Source organism: Pseudomonas sp. QE6, assembly GCF_041379005.1.
In the GTDB taxonomy this organism is placed as follows: domain Bacteria; phylum Pseudomonadota; class Gammaproteobacteria; order Pseudomonadales; family Pseudomonadaceae; genus Pseudomonas.
In genome coordinates this window covers 6,013,229-6,033,102 of record NZ_CP166873.1, presented here as the reverse complement: position 1 = coordinate 6,033,102, position 19,874 = coordinate 6,013,229, and the positions used below count along the sequence as shown (strand labels likewise).

The following is a 19,874-nucleotide window of genomic DNA, read 5'->3' as shown; positions in this document are numbered from 1 at the left end:
GAATGAGACGACCGGTCGCCTGGCCGTCATGGAGACTTCAATGACCGCATCCGTAGACACCCTGTTCTCGCCCTTCCGCCTGGGCGACCTGGAACTGCCCACGCGCATCGTGATGGCGCCGATGACCCGCAACTTCAGCCCGGGCGGCGTACCCCACGCCCAGGTGGTGGAGTACTACCGCCGCCGCGCCGCCGCCGGTGTCGGCCTGATCGTCACCGAGGGCACCACGGTCAACCACAAGGCTGCCAACGGCTACCCGAACGTGCCGCGCTTCCATGGTGAAGACGCCCTGGCCGGCTGGAAGCAGGTGGTCGACGCCGTGCATGCCGAAGGCGGCAAGATCGTCCCGCAGCTCTGGCACGTCGGCGCCGTGCGCCGCCTGGGTACCGAGCCGGATGCCAGCGTCCCGGGCTATGGCCCCAGCGGCAAAATCAAGGACGGCACCGTGCTGGTCCATGAGATGACCAAGGAAGATATCCAGGACGTCATCGCCGCCTTCGCCCAGGCCGCCCGCGACGCCAAGGCCATCGGCATGGACGGCGTGGAAATCCACGGCGCCCACGGCTACCTGATCGACCAGTTCTTCTGGGACGGCAGCAACAAGCGTACCGACGAATACGGCGGCAGCCTGGCCAACCGTTCGCGCTTCGCCATCGAGCTGATCCGCGCCGTGCGCGAGGCCGTCGGCCCCGACTACCCGATCATCTTCCGCTTCTCCCAGTGGAAGCAGCAGGACTACAGCGCCCGTCTGGTGCAGACTGCCGAGGAACTGGAAGCCTTCCTCAAACCGCTGTCGGACGCCGGTGTGGATATCTTCCACTGCTCGACCCGCCGCTTCTGGATTCCGGAATTCGAAGGCTCCGAGCTCAACCTGGCCGGCTGGACCCGCCAGCTCACCGGCAAGCCGACCATCACCGTGGGTAACGTCGGCCTGGACGGCAGCGAGTTCCTGGCCTTCTTCGGCAACACCCAGGAAGTCGCCCAGCCTTCGGGCATCGAGGGCCTGCTGGAGCGCCTGAACAAGGAAGAGTTCGACCTGGTCGCTGTCGGCCGTGCGCTGCTGGTCGATCCGGACTGGGCGCTGAAGGTGCGCGATGGTCGCCTGGCCGACATCAAGCCGTTCAGCCGTGATGCGCTGATGTCGCTGGCCTGATTCGCGACCTGATGTGAAAAAGCCCCTGGCGCCGACGGTGCCAGGGGCTTTTGGCTTTTCGTAGGAGCGAGGGGGACGCCATCGTTATTGCTCGCGAACCAACCTCCGCTGCGGGGCATGTTCGCGAGCAAGCTCGCTCCTACAGGTCGGCTCCGTGGTTTCGGCTCGCGTAGGAGCGGATCTTATCCGCGATCAGCCGGCAGGGCCGGTGTTGGGGCGGGCGGCCCTGGTATTTCCCTATGGCATTGAGTTCCTGCGCCGCGGATTTCGTGGACAAGCTCCGTTCCTAGATGTGAGGCTCTCTCCCCGGTAATCTGCGTCTGGATTATGACGGTTCATAAATTGTATGAATGCTCTGAAAGCCCCGTCCTAGGCGTTTACAAATCTTTTCCGAGACCCACCTTTCCGCATGCTGACTTAAGGGTCTGAAACGGGCATTGTATGACCGCGTTCACACAACAATAGGCCGGGATACGGCCATAGGAGTAAGCCATGCGGATTGGCTTGGTGGTCGATGCGACCTGCGACCTGCCCCCCGAATTCCTCGCTGCCAACAACATTCGCGTCCTGCCCATCGGCATTCGCCTGGGCGAGCGCCGTATCGTCGATGATCGCGATCCCGACACCACCCTCAAGTTCTACTCCCAGGACCTGCCCAAGGTCGGCCCCGAGGACGGCAGCGAGCCGTTGACGCCGGCGCAGACCCACGACTGGTTCCTGGAACAACTGGTCACCGACTTCGATTACGTCATCTGCCTGACCGTCACCAGCCAGCGCAGCCCGATCTTCGAGCACGCTACCCAGGCGTCCTTCAGCCTGCTGCAGAGCTACAAGGAGCGCCGCACAGCCGCCGGCATCACAGGGCCCTTCGCGCTGCGGGTGATCGACAGCCAGACGGTGTTCGCCGGCCTCGCCGTGCTGGCCGCCGAAGGCGTGCGCCTGCTCGGCGAAGACCAGCATCCCAACGCCGTGCGCACCCGCCTGGAGCAGCTCAGCCAGCAGATGAACACCTTCCTGGTCGCCAGCGACCTGGGGCACATCCGCCGCCGTGGTTTCCAGAAGGGCGACCGCAGCAGCCTCGGCGATCGCCTGCGCGGCGCCTTCCTCGGCATCGGCTCGATGCTCGACATGAAGCCGGTGCTGAGCCTGGTACAGGGCGAGGACAAGCCGGTGTCGGTATCGCCGAACTACGAGAAGTCCGCCGAGCGCCTGCTCAACTTCGCTCGCGCACGGGTCGAGGCGGGCGAGCTGCTGGCGCCGCAGATGTGCCTGAGCTACGCCGGCGATCCTTCCGCGCTGCGCGACCTGCCGGGCTTTTCCGCGCTGGAAGCGGCGTGCCAGGCCAAGGGTGTGCAGGTACACCTGGCGATGCTCAGCCCCACCGGCGGCATCAACCTGGGGGCGGGCGCCATGAGCCTGTCGTTCGCGGCGCAGCCGATCCCCTTCGCCTGACCTCACTTGTTTACGGAAGATCCTCCCACCGGCCCCAGGCGGGTGGTCTTCCCGGACAGCGTCAGGCGGCAGGCTTCCTGTAGATAACTTTCGAAGCGCTCCACCACCGCGTCCCAGGCCTGATGGCTGGCGTGGTGGCGGGCGTTCAGCCGCACCCGGCGCAGGCGCTCGGGGTCTTCCAGCAACCAGCTGGCCGCGTCGAAGAAGCCCTGGTTGTCCCCCGGGCTCGCCAACGCACCGTTGTGCCCATGGCGGATGTGCTGCCCCGCGGCCGCCTGGTCGAAGGCCACCACGGCCAGGCCCGAAGCCAGCGCCTCCAACACCACATTGCCGAAGGTTTCCGACAGGCTGGGGAAGAGGAACAGGTCGCCGCTGGCGTAGTGCCGCGCCAGCTCCTCGCCGCGTTGCAGACCGCAGAACACCGCTTCGGGCAGTTCCTTGTGCAGATGGGCGCGCTGCGGGCCATCGCCGACGATGACCAGACGCAGCTTGAGCTGCGGGTGCGCCGCGCACAGTGCGCGGAAGCTGCTGCCCAGCAGCGTCAGGTTCTTTTCCGCCGCCAGCCGGCCCACGTGCAACACTGCGATATCGCGCTCGCCCAGGCCCCATTCGCGGCGCAGGGCATCGTCGCGGCGGCCGGGCTGGAACAGCTGGCTGTCGACGCCGCGCGACAGCTGCGCCAGGCGCTCGAAGCCACGCCGTTGCAGCTCCAGCGACTGACTGGCGCTGGGCACCAGGGTCTGCTGGGTGCGGTTGTGGAACCAGCGCAGGTAGAGGGTCACCAGGCGCATCAGCGGGCCGAAGCCATAGTGCGCGCTGTACTGCTGGAAATTGGTGTGGAAGCCGCTGATCACCGGAATCCGCAGGCGCCGCGCGGCGCGCAGGGCGGCCAGGCCCAGCGGGCCTTCGGTGGCGATGTAGAGCACGTCGGGGCGCAGCCCCTTCCAGTGGTGCAGCAGCTTGTGCAGGCAGGATTGCCCCCACTGCAACCCCGGATAGCCCGGCAGCGGCCAGCCACGGGTCAGCACCAGTTCGGCGTCGCTATGGCGCCCGCCGTCGCACTGCTGCCGGGGCCGCACCACCTGGATCTGATGGCCCAGGCGCAACAGCCCCGCCGCCAGCCGGCCGAGGGTGTTGGCGACGCCGTTGATTTCTGGCGGAAAGGTTTCGCTGATCAGCGCAATGCGCAGGGGCTTCGTGGTCATGCTCGCAGTGTCGCGACGCGCGGTGGCGCGCCGATGACAATGCGATGATCGATAGGTGACAGGCGGTGACGGGACATCCAGGCAGGAGCCTGTCCGCCTGGATAATTCGCCCTGGTCAGGTGCCGACGCTGCGCCCCTTGCTGGCGATCGTTTCTAGGATTGAGGGTTACCCGGTTGGCGCGGAGCCGGACTCGCTAGCGGCGGCGACGTCGTCCAGCAGGTCGCTCACCTTGTCGAGCCAGCCGGCGCCCTCGGTGGTCTTGCCGGCGTCGTCGACCGCCCCCAGGCTTTGTGCAGCCCTTTCGTTGGCGGCTTCGTGAGCCTGGAGGATCGTCTGCAGTGTCGGTGTGACGGCGGTAGCGGCGCTGAGCGGTTCGGGCAATGGCAGGGCGGCGGCGAGTTTCTGCGCCGGCGCCGTGTCCTTGCTGAAGGCCCGCAGTTCGCTGGCGACTTCCACCATTGGCAGCGCCAGGCCGGTGAGCGAATCGAAGGCGCTGATTTCCGGGAAGCCGACTTTCCCCCGCATTACCGGAATGCCCAGGGAAGGCAGGAACAGGCCCACCAGGTATTTCGGATTTCGGCGTTTGACGCTCAGGCCAATACTGGCGAGTGCGATACCCACTCCGACCACCTGCATTCCTCTCGCCAGCAGGGAGAGGTTTCGGTTGGACTCCTGATCAAAGAAGATGCAGCGATAGCGGAAGTAGTCGCTCCAGAATTCGCGCTCGTTCATCTGGGCGTTCATGAACCAGGCCCGCGAGTCGTGAACCTGATCATCGAACAATGCGATGAGCTGAGCAGATGTCTCGTTGGCCGGGAAGCCTGCCGGGGTAAAGAGCTTCTTATAGGCTTTCTCCCCACCTTCACGCAGCGTGGCGTACTCCTCGGCTTCATCCACGTCGTTGGTCATGTAGATCAAGCCACCCAACAGCACGTTCATTGCCGTGCCGGTACTCCAGCCACCGTCACCACCGAACGACCACTCCGGGATGTAGTCGCGGCGAAACTCCTTGGCGGCATTCGCCAATTGCCGCTGTTCGAGCGGCGGATCGAAGGTCTTGTTGGTGTTCAATGGAGCATTCGCATCGCCGCCGACATCCGCTTCGTATCGCGCCCGAATTGCTTGCGCGTCGTCTCGCTTCTTCTGGTCAGCTTCGCTCAGGACAGGCAAATCTTTGCCGGCTCGGGCAGCGGCATCTTCGGCCAACTGATACTTGTGCAGTGTTTCGAAGGCGTCGACTTCTGCTGGAGTCATATCGCGTTGTTTGCCGCGCGGTTGGGCGTATGGCTGGCGTGCCTGGCCGCCGTAGGCAAATCGATCGATACGCCAACCGGTGATCAGGCAAAGCTCTTTGAACATCACCTGTTCGAGAGGGCCGCTGCTGAGTTGATCGACCCAGGTGTTGAATCGGGTAACCAAACCATCAGCGATGTTGAACTCATCAAATGTGGTCCTAGCCATTACCAACCACGGCCAGTTTTCCTGCTGCTCCGGGTTGAGAGCTATCTGGGGGGCTTGCAATGGTGCTCCTGCCTGATAGGCGGCACTGTACATGTGGTGTAGCGCGACCTGGGACAAAACGAAATTTCCACCAGCGATAGCTTTGCCCTGGTCGCCGGGTGGATACCCACCACCAACGTCGGAGTGCATGCCGGGATAGATGAACTCTTGGGTGCCAGCACGGTAGGTCGAAGGGCAAGCGGAATCGTCGGGGCGCGCCTTTCTACGGATTGAGTCCAGCGGGAAACAGGCTCGTTGCTCGTGGGCGGCGACCAGATGTACACAGCGCTTCAGGAATGTTTCATCGTCAGGCAGTCGCTGTGAGTCATTGGCCCAGCCCATGTGCCCGTCAGCGAACGGAGCCAGATCAGCGACACCTACCGAGGCAACGGTATCGAAGATGCCCAGGAACTCCACACTCAGATCGATGCCGGCAAAGCGGTATCTATCGTCTGCCTGCCGAGTCAGTTCAGCCAGCCAGTTGACGAAGGTACGAGCTTCGGCTGCACCCCGCGAAAAGCCGTAGACATATAACTGAAGACCTAGCAGTTCCGGTTTGGGCCTTGCTGCAATTGCCTGCTCCAACTCTTGCATTTTTGGAGTCATGGCGGCGGCACGGTTGCCTTTGCCATCACTGGCTTGACCCAAGCTAGCCCATTCCAGGGCTTTGCTGGTCGCCATTTCGTCGACCAGCGCCCAAGCATCGCTTTGATCGAGGAACGAGCCGGAAAGGTCCTGATGCAAAACATCCAGAAGGCGTGTCAGCCCCCAGTTAATACGGTTCTCCCCGCCAGTGGCATACATCAGCCCGCCGTCGGATGGCTCAAATTCTTTAATTTCAGGAAACTCCGTGCCAACACCGGCCATGTAGTAGCGGTAAAAGCCTTTCTCGCTGGCGACTTTGCCTTCCATGCCATTGCCGGCTCCAAGAGCTGCGTGATAAAGCCGGGCAACGTTTGTGGTTGTTCTCGGATTGGCTGCGCTGTCCGAAGGCTCGTGGTTGTTGGTGCCATCGAAGAACATGCTTACATGCAACACCTTCGCGCAAGGCAGCATTGTCGGGGAGTCTCCAGCCTTCTGCGCAGCTTCTTTGTCCCGCACGATGGCCTGCGTATAGAGCCGATCCTGCATTCTGCGGTTGGCGGCTACTTCTTTGGGCGTGCGCGGTAGCAGCCCGCCTTCACGCATGTGCAGCGGGCTGCTGACGGCCTGTGCCGCGGTGTTTTTCAAGGGGCTGGGCATGTCGTGGGCTCCTCCATATTGAGCGGTTCTTTGATGGCGTACTGCGGATGCCCGTATGCGTGGAGCGTCGCAATAACTTTCACCTGATCACAGGGAAAGAAGTGCACGACAACAGCACCGACTCTGTCGTAGGGAGGGAGCTCCACCACCGCACGATGTCGGGTGTACTCCGCCTTGGAGGCTTCCATCCTCCGATTCCATGCATCGCTAAAAGGGCGCTCAGGCCATTTCGCATAGGCATAGGGATCAGGGTCCTTCTCCCATTCAATGACTACCTTCAGCCCAGGACGCCATTTCGTCGGTAGAGAAACGCAACACGTCTGGCTCCCGCCCCCTAAATGTGGGCCGAAGTTTGAACCGCCAGCTCCGTTGACGGTGAATCGGTTGATCGCCGCCGAAGTGTGGTTGTAGCCCTCGATAGGGGTTGGAAGATTCTCTGGCGGGGCTGCTGTACAGCCGCCAAACCACGATGTTGCTGCAAGTAGAAGGAGTCGGCGTACGAGGGAACTCAACCGTTTTGGCATGTCGTGGGCTCTTCCATATTGAGCGGTTCGTTATGCCTGTATCCAGGCTGGCCATAGGTGGCATTGCTGGTGGCGACCTTCACCACGTCGCAGGGGAAGAAGTGGACATCGAGTGAGCCGAAGTCGCCGTACGGCTCCAATTCCACTACTGCGCGATGATGGGTGTAGTGAGTTTCATGCTCTGCTGCGGCTTTACTCCAAGCATCCGAATACCTTGGCTGTGGCCAGTATTGGCTCCCATAGGGATCAGGATCCTTCTCCCATTCAATGACTACCTTCAGACCGGGACGCCATTTCGTCGGTAGAGAAACGCAACACGTCTGACTCCCGCCCCCTAAATGTGGGCCGAAGTTTGAACCGCCAGCTCCATTGACAGTGAATCGGTTGATCGCCGCCGAAGTGTGGTTGTAGCCCTCGATGGGCGTCGGAAGGTTCTCCGGTGGGGCTGCCGTGCAGCCGCTGATCCAGACCGCTATTGTGATCAGCAGCGCGTGTTGTACGAGAGAACTCAACCGTTTTGGCATGTCGTGGGCTCTTCCATATTGAGCGGTTCGTTATGCCTGTATCCAGGCTGGCCATAGGTGGCATTGCTGGTGGCGACCTTCACCACGTCGCAGGGAAAGAAGTGGACATCGAGTGAGCCGAATTCGCCGTACGGCTCCAACTCCACCACTGCGCGATGATGGGTGTAGTGAGCTTCATGCTCTGCCATGCGCCTGCGCCATGCATCCGAGAACAGGGGGTCTGGCCACTTCCCGTAGGAGCGTGGATCAGGGTCCTTCTCCCATTCAATGACTACCTTCAGCCCAGGACGCCATTTTGTCGGTAGAGAAACGCAGCAGTTTTGCTTTCCCCCTCCCTGATGTGGACCAATGTTGGGGCCGCCGCCGCCATTTACGGTGAATCGGTTGATCGCCGCCGAAGTGTGGTTGTAGCCCTCGATGGGCGTCGGAAGGTTCTCCGGTGGGGCTGCCGTGCAGCCGCTGATCCAGGACGCTACTGCGATGAGCAGCGCGTGTTGTACGCGGGAGTTCAGCTGTTTGGGCATGTCTTGGGCTCTTCCATGTTGAGCGGTTCTTTAATTGCGTATTGCGGATGTCCATAGACATAGAGCGAGGCGACGACCTTAACTTGATCACAAGGCAGGAAATGCACGACGACAGCGCCGACTCTGTCGTAGGGAGGGAGCTCCACTACTGCGCGATGATGGGTATAGTGAGTTTCATGCTCTGCCATGCGCTTGCGCCATGCATCCGAGAACAGGGGTTCTGGCCACTTCCCGTAGGCGCGTGGATCAGGGTCCTTCTCCCATTCAATGACTACCTTCAGGCCAGGACGCCATTTCGTCGGTAGAGAAACGCAACACGTCTGACTCCCGCCCCCTGAATGTGGGCCGAAGTTTGAACCGCCAGCTCCATTGACAGTGAATCGGTTGATCGCCGCCGAAGTGTGGTTGTAGCCCTCGATAGGGGTTGGAAGATTCTCTGGCGGGGCTGCCGTGCAGCCAGCAAGCCAGGAGCAGGTGATCACAGCCAACGCAGTCTTACAGGCGCGAGTCACGCTGCCTCTGAAATGCCGACTCATACCAGGTCCCTTTGATGTTGTTGTCCGATCCAATCGAGCAGAAACTCATCCCGGTCTGAATCCATGATCTGTTCCCGTTGTGCGGCCCAAATTCCACTGCTGACATGGCGATGCAGCGCATCCTGGCTTGGTAGACCCACATCTCGATGCGTCAATGCCTGGCTGTCGCAGAAGCGCACGGCCTCGCTCCAGGCCACCAGTTCGAACAACTGCGAATCGCTCAGGTGAAGCGCTGGCAAAGGAGAGGGCGTATCTTCAGGGGGCTGCGGCTGTCCGGCCCACTGCTGAGGTTGGCCGGTACTGTCACGCCAGTACCAGGCGATCGCAGGGGCATGGAACCAGGCAGACTGGTTCGGCAGCAAAGTCTCGCAGCAGGTGCGCAAGAGCCTTGGATCGTAGAACCGCAACAACCCGTTATGGCGTTCCTTACCCCAATGAGCCTGGGTGCAGTGCCGCAGATGCGTGGCGAGAGGTTCGAACGGCCATTTGCTGAGCAGGGCAAGTACTCGACCGGCACCCAGCATGTCGATGAGAGAGTGGGCTGCGGCGAGCTGAGCCGGGTCATCCAGACTGATCCGCCGTAAATGCGCACCTTGCTCAGCCAAGGCTTGCTCCGGCGTGTTATCGAATAACCGTGCGTTCAACTGAGGAGTTGATGCCGCAGGAAGCGGTGCGGCCAAGCCCGTGGCGTCGAGCAAAAGGTCAATATGGCCGAGTCGGTTCGCTTGAGCTTCTTCGATCAGATGATCGAACCAGGCCGAGTTTCTGGGTTGCATAGCAGAGTTCTCCGGCCTGAACTTATCGAGGCACCAAGGCTTGTTGCTTGGCGCGTGCCTGCTTCAAGCATTCTTCGCAGACCGCAGGCTGTCCGAGTTTTTCCTCGCAGTTGTTAACCAGGGCCAGAAGGGGCGGTGAGCCCGGTTTGTCGCTGTCGGCTGCGTTAGGCAGAGTGGGTGGCTTGATCGCAATGCCGGAGCCGTTACCAGGCGCTCCGCCGCTGTTGATCTTCACTTGGGCGCCACTGATCGTGACGCCGCCCGGATCGAGCTTGACGAAGCTCCCCCCAGCCTTGAGGGTCAGCTCCATGCCGGCGTCGACGACGATCTTGTCGCCCGCTTTGAGGTGGATTTCATTGCCGGCTTCGATGAACTGTCCGGTGCCGATCCTGATGTGCTGGTTGTTGCCGACGGTGAGATGGTCGTCGCTGCGCAGTTCAACCTTGTGGTCGGCATGGACGGTGCGGTGCTCCTCGGCCTTGAATTCGCTGTAGGTGTTGGCCTCAACGGTATCGTGGCGCTGATGCCCGATGCGGCTGCGCTGATCGTTTTCGACGTTCTCGTCCCAATCCCGCTGGGCATGCACGAAAATCTGTTCCTGGCCCTTGCGATCCTCGATGCGCAGTTCGTTGTAACCGCCGCCGCCGGGATAGCTATTGGTCTTGAACACGCTGCGGGTCTTGTTCGCCGGCAGTGCGTAAGGCACCTGATTCTCGGCGTGATACAGGCAGCCGGAAATTAGTGGCTGGTCCGGGTCGCCTTCGAGGAAGTCCACCAGTACTTCCATGCCCACGCGGGGTATGGCGATGCTGCCGAAACCTTTGCTCGCCCAGGACGATGCCACGCGCAGCCAACAACTGGTCTTGTCATCAGCTTGGCCTTGGCGATCCCAGAAGAACTGCACCTTCACGCGCCCGTATTGGTCGCAATGAATCTCTTCCCCGGCGGGGCCTGTGACCACAGCGGTCTGGCTCCCCAATACGCGAGGCTTCGGATGCCGCAGAGCGGGGCGGAAATACACGTCCCACGGTATCGCCGCAAAGTGGTTGCGATAGCCTTGCTGGAAGTCGCCATGATCACCGCTCTGGTCACTGGTGACCGACTCTTCGAGCACCTGGGGCTGGCGCCCTTCATGATGGACTTCGGTCAGCAGCCAGAGGTCGTTCCATTCCTGCCTGGGATGGTCGGACAGTGGAAGGAAATGGCCTGTCACCAGCATCGGCTGGTCGCTCTCGCCTTCGGCTAGCAGGTAATCGCTGCGATGCCGTTCCAGTGCGCGTTGGTTGAGCTGCCTGCCTCGTTCACGGTCCACGAAGCGGCCCGGGTAGTCGTAGTCTTCCAGGTCGGGCTGCGGCGACTCCTGGGGAGGTCGATAGGTTGCCTCCATCTGTAAGGAGGGTTTCTCGAAGTTGTAGTCACGCCGGGCGACACGGCTGGTTCGGGTATTGAGCTGTACCCCAAAACGCTTGATCACCGGTTCATCGGCAACCAGCCCGGTGTCCTGCACATAGGCAGTTGGGCGGCTTAGTTTCGGGAAGGACGTCTGGTCATCGCCGAAAACCAGCAGATGCTGGTCCGCAGAAAAGACGTGGTGAAAATGGATACCTTCTTCCTCGCAAAGCCTGCTGACGAAAGCCAGGTCGGTTTCATCGTACTGCGTGCAGTATTCGCGAGCGGGGTAGACCGTCGGGCCGAGCTGGAAGCGATAGGTATCGGCCAGGATGCCGTGCCCCTCCAATACCTGGGCAATGATTTCCGGAACCGTGAGGTGCTGGAAGATGCGCTGGTTAACGCTGAAGGCCAGGTATGCCAGCCGGGGAACGATGGTCACCTGGTAGCGGGTCAGGCGTTTGCCGGAGTCGCCCTGGGCGGCACGAAAGACTTGCCCGTGGATGCCCTGGCCGGACTGGGAGAAGGCAAGGTAGGCGGGCTTGTCCAGGAATGCTTCCAGATCGAGGTCGGCTCGTTCGCTGACCAGCTCGATGTCGAAGCCGTACGGTGTATTGAGAGCTTCCTTGCCGGTGAAACCGAGCACCTGGAGATCGTGCTGGAAGCCCTCAATGGTCAGGCTGAAGTGCGGTTGGTTGGCGGGTGCGAACATTCACTGTCCTCTGAGGAGCGCAACCATGCGTCCCGGGGCTGATCGAGCGCATCGGGCCGAAAAGCCCTCGCGTGATGGAGCGCCATGGTAGAGGACAAAAAGTGAGCAACTTCCTGCGCAGTGGTCGTCACTGCCGCGTCAATACTGCTTTTCGTGAGTTTGTAACAAAATAATTCTTGCTGCTCGGCTGCTGAACCTCATCGAGGGAGCGCTCTCACCGCCCCCATCGGCGGGGTGTGCCTCTATTGGCTATTGCACCAGCGCCTTGTCCCCGCCCTCGCGCACCCAGAACAGCACCGCGCCGGCCACGGCGGCGGGCATGGCGACCAGGTTGACCAGCGGGATCAGCAGCGCCAGGTAGGTGATGCCGCCAAAGCCCATGCAGGCCCAGCGCCGCTCGCGCAGCCAGGCGAGCATCTCGTTCCAGCCCAGCTTGTGGTTGTCCGCGGGGTAGTCGATGTACTGCACGGCCATCATCCACACGCCGAACAGTAGCCAGAGCGGCGCGGCGACCAGGTTCAGGCCGGGGATCAGGCTGAGGATGAACAGGCCGAGGGCGCGCGGCAGGAAGTAGCCGAGCTTGCGCAGTTCACGGCCGATGGTGCGAGGCACCATGGCCATCAGTTCGGTCCAGCTGAATTCCGGGAAGTCGTCGGTGCCGCGCACCACCACTTCGACCTTCTCCGCGAGGAAGCCGTTGAAGGGCGCGGCGATCAGGTTGGCGATCATCGTGAAGGTGAAGAACACGATCAGCAGCACCAGCGCGACGAACAGCGGCCAGAGGATGAACTGCAGGAAGCTCAGCCAGTCGGGCAGGCTCGGCATCAGGGCGTCGACCCAGTGACTGAACTCGCTGACCGCGAAGCCGATCAGGCCAACGAACAGGATGAGGTTGATGCTCAGCGGCAACAGCACGAACAGCCGCAGGCCGGGGCGCATCATCAGTTTCAGGCCTTCGCTGAGGTATTGCGGGCCGCTCAGGGTAGACATGGGATTCTCCAGGGGACTCCAGGGTAAAGCGGCTGCGACCTTAGCAGACCCGGCGAAGGGCCGGCGAGCCGTCTGTTTTGCCGGGTGTGTGGTGGTTCAGGCGCGGTGGTAGCGTTGGCAGCGGTTGCGCTCCTGCTTGGCCTGGTACATGGCGATGTCGGCGGCGCCGGTGAGGCCCTCGGCGTCGCTCGCGTCCTGTGGATAAAACGCGATGCCGATGCTCGGGGTGACGAAGTCGATGGTCTGGCCGTTCAGCTCGTAGGGGCTGCCCAGCACCCGCAGCAGGCGCGTGCCCAGGCTTTCGGCCTGCGGCGGTTCGGCGTTTTCCAGGAGCACGGCGAATTCGTCGCCACCCAGGCGGTACGCCTGGTCCGGCTGGCGCAGGCTGTTGTGCAGGCGTTCGCCCACGGCGCTCAGCAGGGCGTCGCCGGTGGCGTGGCCGAAGCGGTCGTTGACCTGCTTGAAGCGGTCCAGGTCGATGTACAACAGGGCGACCCGTTCGCAACGGATGATCGCGGCGGGCAACTGCTCGTCGAACGCCTTGCGGTTGCCCAGGCCGGTCACGGCATCGCGGAAGGCCAGGTCGATCAACTGATTCTGGTAGGCGACGTGCTGGCTGATGTCGCGCAGGATGCCGCGGACGCCGGTGAACACGCCCTGGAGGTCGCGGATCGCCGAGCAGCGCGTCTCGCAGTTGAGCAGGCGGCCGTCGCCGCATTTGAAGGGGGCGGAGAAGGTGGTCTCGCGCTGGTCGTCGCGCACCTGGAGGTAGAGCGCCTGGGCGCGCTGGGCGTCCTCCTCGGGCAGCAGCACGCTGTAGTGACGTCCGACGATCTCCCCGGCCGAGTAGCCGAGCATCCGGCACAGCGCGGCGTTGACGGTGAGCATGATGCCCTTGTCATCCATCTCGAAGTAGCCGTCGCGGATCGCATCGAGGATCGCCCGGTCCCGCGCCTCGCTCTTTTCCAGGCGGTCGAGCATGTGGTTCATCTCGCCGGCGAGCTGGCCGAGTTCATCGTTGCCCAGGCTGCCGAGGCGATGCTGGTTGTCGTCCGGACCTATGCTGGAGACCTCCTGGTTGAGCGTGCGCACGCGGCGGATGATCCAGAATTCCAGCGCCAGGTACGCCAGCAGCAGGGCGGTGGCGAGCAGGGCCAGGGCGAGGTAGAGGAACAGGCGGATCGATTGCCGGCCTTGCAGGTACAGCGGCCGGGGGCTGGTGACCTCGATGCGCATCTGCGGCTGGCCTTTGGAGTTCAGGTACAGCAGCGACATCTGCTGCTTGTTCTTGCCCAGCAGCTCGCGTGGGCTGAGCAGGGTGGCGCCACGGTTGTTGGGGATGTTCAGTGGCCGCCAGCTGCTGTCGGGGCGGGCATCGTCGGCCAGGCGCAGGCGCGCGCCCATCTGGTCTTCCAGGGCGGCCGTCCGCTGCTTGTCGAACAGTACGCCGGCGATCAGCGCGCCGGCGGGTTCGGCGCGCCCGGCGCTGTCGCTGATCGGATAGCTCAGCAGCAACTGCGGCACACCGTCGATCTGCACCAGCTGGTCGATGCTGTGCCGTGTATCGCCCTCCACGTCCAGGGCGCCCAGGTCGAGGGCGGTCTTCAGGATGTCGCGCTGCAGGACGTAAGGGTGGGGCGTGGACGCCCCGGGGAAGCGGCCGGGCAGGTCGTCGAGCTTCCATTGCTGGCCGACGATCCGGCCCTTGCGGTCGACGTACAGCACATAGTCGAAGCCGAGGATGCCGAGCATGTCGACTTCGAGGTTATCGGCGATGAATTTCGCATCGGGGTGCTGCATGAAGGCGTAGCTGCTGTCCCACCAGGCGTAGCTGCGGGCGATGTCGAGGAAGCGCTGCTTCTCGAAGCCGATGCGCTTGTGGACGATACGCACCTCATCGGCCAGGCGCTGGCGATCGCCGCGGTCGAAGCGGTCGAGCAGGATCATGTCCGACAGCATCCAGACCCCGGCCAGGCTGGCGGCGAACAGGGGCAGGAACAGCAGGAGCAGGCGGGCGCGAAGGTTCATGGGGAGACTGGTGGCCATGGGATTTTCTTGATTCTAGACAGCCCGTGGGTAGCTGCAGGTGACATAGGCATGGCCTATGGACGGCATTGAGATTGGCCATTTCTACAGGAGCCGGACGCGGCGGTAAGCTGCGCGCCATGTCCAATCGCACGGGTTCGAGGGTCAATCCGGGCCGCCTTGACCCAAGTCAGGTCGGCCAGGGCTGATCCGGAACTTCCTGACTTATCTCAAGGGTAGTTGGAGATTTCGCAGGACAATGGGTTCCGTGGTTCAGGCCACACCGCATTGCCGAAGGTCTCCAGGCCATGCGGTCCCGCGCGAGAAAACCTTTCAGAGGAGCTGCCGTTCCTCCAACCTTCCCCCTGGTACTTTGGCAGCTCCCTTTTCTTCTGCCTGACGTTCTTCCACCGAGCGTCGTTCTTCAACTGAATACTAGGAGGCTGCGATGTCCGAGAGTCGCCACGCGCGGGTCATCATTCTGGGTTCCGGTCCGGCCGGGTACAGCGCCGCGGTCTACGCCGCCCGCGCCAACCTCAAGCCGCTGCTGATCACCGGCCTGCAGGCCGGCGGCCAGTTGACCACCACCACCGAAGTCGACAACTGGCCGGGCGATCCCCACGGGCTCACCGGGCCTGCGCTGATGCAGCGGATGCAGGAACACGCCGAGCGCTTCGAGACCGAGATCGTCTTCGACCATATCCACGGTGTGGACCTGGCCGGTAAACCCTTCGTGCTCAAGGGCGACAGCGGTACCTACACAGCCGATGCGCTGATCATCGCCACCGGCGCCAGTGCGCGCTACCTCGGCCTGCCCTCGGAAGAGGCGTTCATGGGCAAGGGCGTGTCCGCCTGCGCCACCTGCGACGGCTTCTTCTACCGCAACCGCGAAGTGGCGGTGGTGGGTGGCGGCAACACCGCCGTGGAAGAAGCGCTGTACCTGGCCAACATCGCCAGCAAGGTCACCCTGGTGCACCGCCGCGACAGCTTCCGTGCCGAGAAGATCCTGCAGGACAAGCTTCGCGCGCGCATCGCCGAAGGCAAGATCGAGCTGCGGGTGAATGCCCAGGTCGAGGAAGTGCTGGGCGATGCCATGGGCGTCACCGGCGTGCGCCTGCGCCACAACGATGGCGAGACGTCCGAGCTGAAAGTGGACGGTCTGTTCGTCGCCATCGGCCATACGCCCAACACCTCGCTGTTCGAGGGCCAGCTGGCGCTGAAGGACGGCTACCTGGTGGTCAACGGTGGTCGCGAGGGCAACGCCACCGCGACCAACATCCCCGGCGTGTTCGCCGCCGGCGACGTGGCCGACCATGTCTACCGCCAGGCCATCACCTCCGCCGGCGCCGGCTGCATGGCCGCGCTGGACGTCGAGCGTTACCTGGATTCCCTGTAACGGCCCGAAGAGCCGGCGTGCAGGAAGAGGCCCCGCTTGCGGGGCCTTTTTCTTTGCCTGGCGTTTGCCTCAGGAAAGGCACTCGAACAGCGCAGCCGCACCCTGGCCGCCGCCGATGCACATGCTGACCACGACGTAGCGCGCACCGCGCCGACGTCCTTCGAGCAGCGCGTGGCCGACCAGCCGCGTGCCGCTCATGCCATAGGGATGGCCGAGGGCGATGGCGCCGCCGTTGACGTTCAGCCGCTCGGCAGGGAGCCCCAGGGTCTGCACGCAGTACACAACCTGCGAGGCGAAGGCTTCGTTGATTTCCCACAGGTCGATGTCGTCCACTGTCAGGCGGTTGCGTTGCAGCAGCTTGCGAATCGCCGGGACCGGGCCGATGCCCATTTCGTCCGGCGCGCAGCCTTCCACCACACAGCTGACCAGGCGCCCCAGCGGTTGCAGGCCGTGGCGCTGCAACTGCGCTTCGGACACCACCAGGCAGGCGGCGGAGCCATCCGACAGCGGACAGGCATTGCCGGCGCTGACGGAGCCCTGCGCGAACACCGGCGACAACGCCGCCAGGCCCTCGGCTGTGGTGGCGGGGCGAGGGCATTCGTCCCGAGCCACATCGATCTCGACGAAGGATTGCTCGCCGCTGCTGCGATCCTCGATCCGCTGCATGGTGCGTACCGCTGCGATCTCTTCTTCGAACAGACCTTGAGCCTGCGCCGTGGCGGCGCGTCGCTGGCTTTCCAGGGCATAGGCGTCCTGCGCCTCGCGGCTGACGCCATAGCGCGTGGCGACCACTTCGGCGGTTTCCACCATCGGCATGTAGGCCGCCGGGAGACTCGCCATCAACTGGCGGTCCTGGCGCCGGTAGGCATTCATGTGCGAGTTCTGCACCAGGCTGATGGACTCCACGCCGCCGGCCAGGATCAGGTCCGCGTCGCCGGCCTGGATGCGCTGGCTGGCGATGGCCACGGACATCAGTCCGGACGCGCATTGGCGGTCCACCGTCATGCCGGGCGTGCGCACCGGCAGCGCTGCCGCCAGCGCGGCCATGCGGCCGATGTTGTAGTACTGCGAGCCCTCGGGCAGGGCGCAGCCGAGGATCACGTCGTCGATGAGTTGTGGGTCGAAGTCGCCGCGTTGCAGGACGGCGCGCAGGGCGAAGGCGGCCAGGGTCGGGGCGTCGGTGTCGTTGAAGGCACCGCGGTAGGCCCGGCCGATGGGCGTGCGGGCGTAGCCGGCGATGTACGCCGGGGAGGCAGTCGAGGTCATGGTGGCGGTCCGGGTCAGTGGCGGGCGTCGCGGAAGGGCGCGGTGATCGCTTGCAGTTGCGAAGGGCTCAGGTCGCCGAGGATTTCCCGCAGCAGCAGGCCCTCGGCGTCGATGTCGAACACCGCGTGTTCGGTGATGATCCGCGTCACGCAGCGGCGGGCGGTCAGCGGCAGGTCGCAGCGTTCGACGATCTTGGCGCGGCCGTCCTTGTCGCAGTGCGGCATGGTGACGATCACCTGGCGGGCTTTCTGCGCCAGCTCCGCGCCGCCGCCGATGCCGGCGACTATCTTGCCCGGCACCAGCCAGTTGGCCAGGTCACCGTGCTGGGAGACCTGCAGGGCGCCGAGGAAGGTGATGTCGAGCAGGCCGCGGCGGATGATGCCGAAGGAGGTGGCGCTGTCGACGATGGCGCCGCCTTCGACCACGGTGACGTAGCCGCCGCCGGCGTCGATCAGTTCGGCGTCGAGGTTGTGTTCGCCGGCTTGCGGGCCGACGCCGACGATACCGTTCTCCGAGTGAATCCACACCTGGATGCCATCCGGGACATAGGCGGGAATCGAGGTCGGCAGGCCGATGCCGAGATTCACCAGTTGGCCGTCGCGGATTTCCCGCGCGGCCCGGCGGGCGATGATTTCCCGCGGGTCAGCGAGGGATGGGCTGGTACTCATGGGAGCTCCTTGTGACGGCAACCAGGTGGTGCACGAAGATGCCGGGGGTGTGGATGCTGTCCGCCGGCAGCGCTGCTTCACTGAGGTCGTAGACCTCGGCGATCACGCGGTCGGCGGCCATCGCCATGAGCGGGCCGAAGTTGCGCGCGCTGCCGTGGTAGCGCAGGTTGCCGGCGCGGTCGGCACAATGCCCGGCGATGAATGCGTAGTCGGCGCGCAGCGCCGGTTCGACATAGAGCTGGCGGCCGTCCAGGGACACCGTCTGGCGCGCCTCGCCCAGCTCCTCGGGAATCTCGATGTCGCTGAGGAAGGCCGGCAGGCCAACGCCGGCGCAGCGGATGCGCTCGGCGAACAGGCCCTGGGAGACGAACTCCACTTCCAGTTGGCCGGCGGTGAAGGCCCGCCGCGCCGCGCCACTCAGGCCGAGGTGGGTGGTGATCATCCTGCGGATCGCCCCGGCCTCGATCAGCCGCGACACGCCATAGCCGTCCTGGTTGGCGTCGTTCTTGATGATGGTCAGGTCACGCTTGCCCTGGCGCGCCAGTTCCTCCAGCAGGGAGAAGGGCGTGCCGGGCGAGCCGAAGCCACCGACCATGATGCGGCTGCCGTCCGGCACTTCGGCGATGGCCTGCTCCAGCGAACACAGCTTGTTCATCGGCCGGCCTGCTGCGCCTGGAAGGCGTCGAAGGTGGCGCCGAGCAGTTCGACGATTTCGTCGCACTGTTCGCGGGTGGTGATCAGTGGCGGGGAGATCAGCGTGTGGTCGCCCTGTTCGCCCATCAGCGAGCGGCGCGGGTAGATGATCAGGCCGCGCTCGCGGGCCAGGCGGGTGATGCTGTCGCTGACGTTGGCGGCCAGCGGGAAGGGCGTCTTGCCGGCGCGGTCGGCGACGTATTCCACGGCCTGCAGGTAGCCACGGCCACGCACGTCGCCGACGAACTCGTACTGCGCGCCAAGCGCTTTGAGACGCTCCAGCAGGTAGGCGCCGTTCTCGGCCACCTTGGCCACCAGCCCCTCGTCTTCGATGGCCTGGATCACCGCCAGGGCGGTGGCGCTGGCCAGCGGGTTGCCGGCGTAGGTGTAGCCGTGCTGGAAGCCGCCGGAGGCGAGGATCGGGTCGGTCAGCTCGGCGCGGGTCAGTACCGCCGATACCGGGTAGTAGCCGGCGCCCAGGCCCTTGGCCAGGCACAGGATGTCGGCCTGCACGTCCCAGTGTTCGTAGCCGAACCAGCGGCCGGTGCGACCGATGCCGGTCATCACCTCGTCGAGGATCAGCAGGATGCCGTGGCGCTTGCAGATCGCCTGGATGCGCGGGAAGTAGAGGTCATGCGGTACTTCCGCGCCGGTGCTGGCGCCGCCGATGGGCTCGGCGATGAAGGCGGCGACGTTCTCCGCGCCGACTTCCAGGATCGCCGCTTCCAGTTCGTCGGCGCAGGCGATGGCGTGGGCTTCGGCGCTCAGGCCGGCGGGCACGCGGTACTGGGTCGGCGAGGCGATCTTCGGGTAATGCTGGAACATCGGTTCGAAGGGCTGGGTCAGCGGCGTGTAGCTGGTCATCGCCAGCGCGCCCATGGTCGAGCCGTGGTAGGCCGGCTTGCGGCTGATGAACACCCGACGCTGCGCTTCGCCCTTGGCGTACCAGTACTGGCGGGCGATCTTCAGCGCCGACTCCACCGACTCGGAACCGCCGGAGGAGAAGAATACCCGGTCGAAGCGCTGGCCGGTGAGGTTCACCAGGCGCTCGGCGAGGTCCACCGCCGGCTGGTTCTCGAACTGGGTGCGGTAGGCGAAGGCGACCTTGTCCAGCTGCGCCAGCATCGCCTGGCGCACCGCCGGATGGCCGTGGCCGAGCTGCGCGACGATGGCCCCGGAGCAGGCGTCCAGGTAGCGTCGGCCGTGCTCGTCCCAGGCGTAGATGCCCTGGGCGTGCGCGACGGTCGGCAGGCGCACGGCGGATTGGTAGAACAGGTAGTCGGACATGCGAATCCCCT

The 19,874-nt window shown here is 64.0% G+C and carries 17 protein-coding genes; 3 read left to right on the top strand and 14 right to left on the bottom strand.

All coding sequences use genetic code 11. The annotated features are described in order from the left end of the window. The first annotated feature begins 40 nt into the window (after positions 1–40). Positions 41–1,153, top strand: coding sequence for an NADH:flavin oxidoreductase (locus ACAW63_RS27535; protein WP_371230648.1), 1,113 nt, complete (start codon positions 41–43; stop codon positions 1,151–1,153). Between the two features lie 492 nt (positions 1,154–1,645). Further along, on the top strand, positions 1,646–2,605 hold the full coding sequence (locus ACAW63_RS27530; RefSeq protein WP_371230647.1) for a DegV family protein: 960 nt from the start codon (positions 1,646–1,648) through the stop codon (positions 2,603–2,605). A gap of 2 nt (positions 2,606–2,607) precedes the next feature. On the opposite strand, the gene ACAW63_RS27525 is transcribed toward ACAW63_RS27530, so the two are convergent. The 10 genes from ACAW63_RS27525 to ACAW63_RS27480 all read right to left on the bottom strand — a co-directional run bounded on the left by ACAW63_RS27525 (position 2,608) and on the right by ACAW63_RS27480 (position 14,556). Further along, positions 2,608–3,810: a glycosyltransferase family 4 protein gene (locus tag ACAW63_RS27525; protein WP_371230645.1), complete on the bottom strand. Its 1,203-nt coding sequence runs from the start codon at positions 3,808–3,810 to the stop codon at positions 2,608–2,610. Between the two features lie 166 nt (positions 3,811–3,976). After that, the gene (locus ACAW63_RS27520) at positions 3,977–6,553 is read right to left on the bottom strand and encodes a DUF2235 domain-containing protein (protein ID WP_371230644.1); all 2,577 of its coding nucleotides are present in this window, start codon (positions 6,551–6,553) and stop codon (positions 3,977–3,979) included. Next, on the bottom strand, positions 6,538–7,077 hold the full coding sequence (locus ACAW63_RS27515) for a DUF3304 domain-containing protein (RefSeq protein ID WP_371230643.1): 540 nt from the start codon (positions 7,075–7,077) through the stop codon (positions 6,538–6,540). The genes ACAW63_RS27520 and ACAW63_RS27515 overlap by 16 nt, the downstream gene beginning before the upstream one ends. Further along, positions 7,062–7,601, bottom strand: coding sequence for a DUF3304 domain-containing protein (locus ACAW63_RS27510; RefSeq protein ID WP_371230642.1), 540 nt, complete (start codon positions 7,599–7,601; stop codon positions 7,062–7,064). Before ACAW63_RS27510 ends, ACAW63_RS27515 begins: the two co-directional genes overlap by 16 nt. Next, positions 7,586–8,125 carry a DUF3304 domain-containing protein gene (locus tag ACAW63_RS27505; RefSeq protein WP_371230641.1) on the bottom strand — a complete coding sequence of 180 codons (540 nt, stop codon included), beginning with the start codon at positions 8,123–8,125 and terminating at the stop codon, positions 7,586–7,588. Before ACAW63_RS27505 ends, ACAW63_RS27510 begins: the two co-directional genes overlap by 16 nt. After that, positions 8,110–8,661: a DUF3304 domain-containing protein gene (locus tag ACAW63_RS27500; protein WP_371230639.1), complete on the bottom strand. Its 552-nt coding sequence runs from the start codon at positions 8,659–8,661 to the stop codon at positions 8,110–8,112. The genes ACAW63_RS27505 and ACAW63_RS27500 overlap by 16 nt, the downstream gene beginning before the upstream one ends. After that, positions 8,658–9,437 carry a DUF4123 domain-containing protein gene (locus ACAW63_RS27495; RefSeq protein WP_371230637.1) on the bottom strand — a complete coding sequence of 260 codons (780 nt, stop codon included), beginning with the start codon at positions 9,435–9,437 and terminating at the stop codon, positions 8,658–8,660. Before ACAW63_RS27495 ends, ACAW63_RS27500 begins: the two co-directional genes overlap by 4 nt. Positions 9,438–9,459: 22 nt before the next feature. Then, a complete protein-coding gene (tssI, locus tag ACAW63_RS27490) occupies positions 9,460–11,538 on the bottom strand; it encodes a type VI secretion system tip protein TssI/VgrG (RefSeq protein WP_371230636.1) in 2,079 nt (692 codons plus the stop codon). A 249-nt stretch (positions 11,539–11,787) separates the two neighbouring features. Further along, complete coding sequence (gene cysZ, locus ACAW63_RS27485) at positions 11,788–12,528, bottom strand: sulfate transporter CysZ (RefSeq protein WP_371230634.1); 741 nt, start codon at positions 12,526–12,528, stop codon at positions 11,788–11,790. Between the two features lie 96 nt (positions 12,529–12,624). Next, a complete protein-coding gene (locus ACAW63_RS27480) occupies positions 12,625–14,556 on the bottom strand; it encodes a diguanylate cyclase domain-containing protein (RefSeq protein ID WP_371234814.1) in 1,932 nt (643 codons plus the stop codon). Positions 14,557–15,001: 445 nt separating this feature from the next. Between ACAW63_RS27480 and trxB the strand changes: the two genes are divergently transcribed. Beyond that, positions 15,002–15,949 (top strand): thioredoxin-disulfide reductase, encoded by a 948-nt coding sequence (gene trxB, locus ACAW63_RS27475; RefSeq protein ID WP_371230632.1) that lies wholly within the window; start codon positions 15,002–15,004, stop codon positions 15,947–15,949. A gap of 69 nt (positions 15,950–16,018) precedes the next feature. Here the strand turns inward: trxB and ACAW63_RS27470 are convergent, their stop codons facing one another. From ACAW63_RS27470 to ACAW63_RS27455, 4 genes are read right to left on the bottom strand one after another with little or no spacing between them, the layout of a single operon-like run. Continuing rightward, the gene (locus tag ACAW63_RS27470; RefSeq protein ID WP_371230630.1) at positions 16,019–17,215 is read right to left on the bottom strand and encodes an acetyl-CoA C-acyltransferase; all 1,197 of its coding nucleotides are present in this window, start codon (positions 17,213–17,215) and stop codon (positions 16,019–16,021) included. A gap of 14 nt (positions 17,216–17,229) precedes the next feature. Then, the gene (locus ACAW63_RS27465) at positions 17,230–17,883 is read right to left on the bottom strand and encodes a 3-oxoacid CoA-transferase subunit B (protein WP_371230628.1); all 654 of its coding nucleotides are present in this window, start codon (positions 17,881–17,883) and stop codon (positions 17,230–17,232) included. Next, complete coding sequence (locus ACAW63_RS27460; RefSeq protein ID WP_371230626.1) at positions 17,858–18,538, bottom strand: CoA transferase subunit A; 681 nt, start codon at positions 18,536–18,538, stop codon at positions 17,858–17,860. The genes ACAW63_RS27465 and ACAW63_RS27460 overlap by 26 nt, the downstream gene beginning before the upstream one ends. Continuing rightward, a complete protein-coding gene (locus tag ACAW63_RS27455; RefSeq protein WP_371230624.1) occupies positions 18,535–19,863 on the bottom strand; it encodes an aspartate aminotransferase family protein in 1,329 nt (442 codons plus the stop codon). Before ACAW63_RS27455 ends, ACAW63_RS27460 begins: the two co-directional genes overlap by 4 nt. Positions 19,864–19,874: the final 11 nt, after the last annotated feature.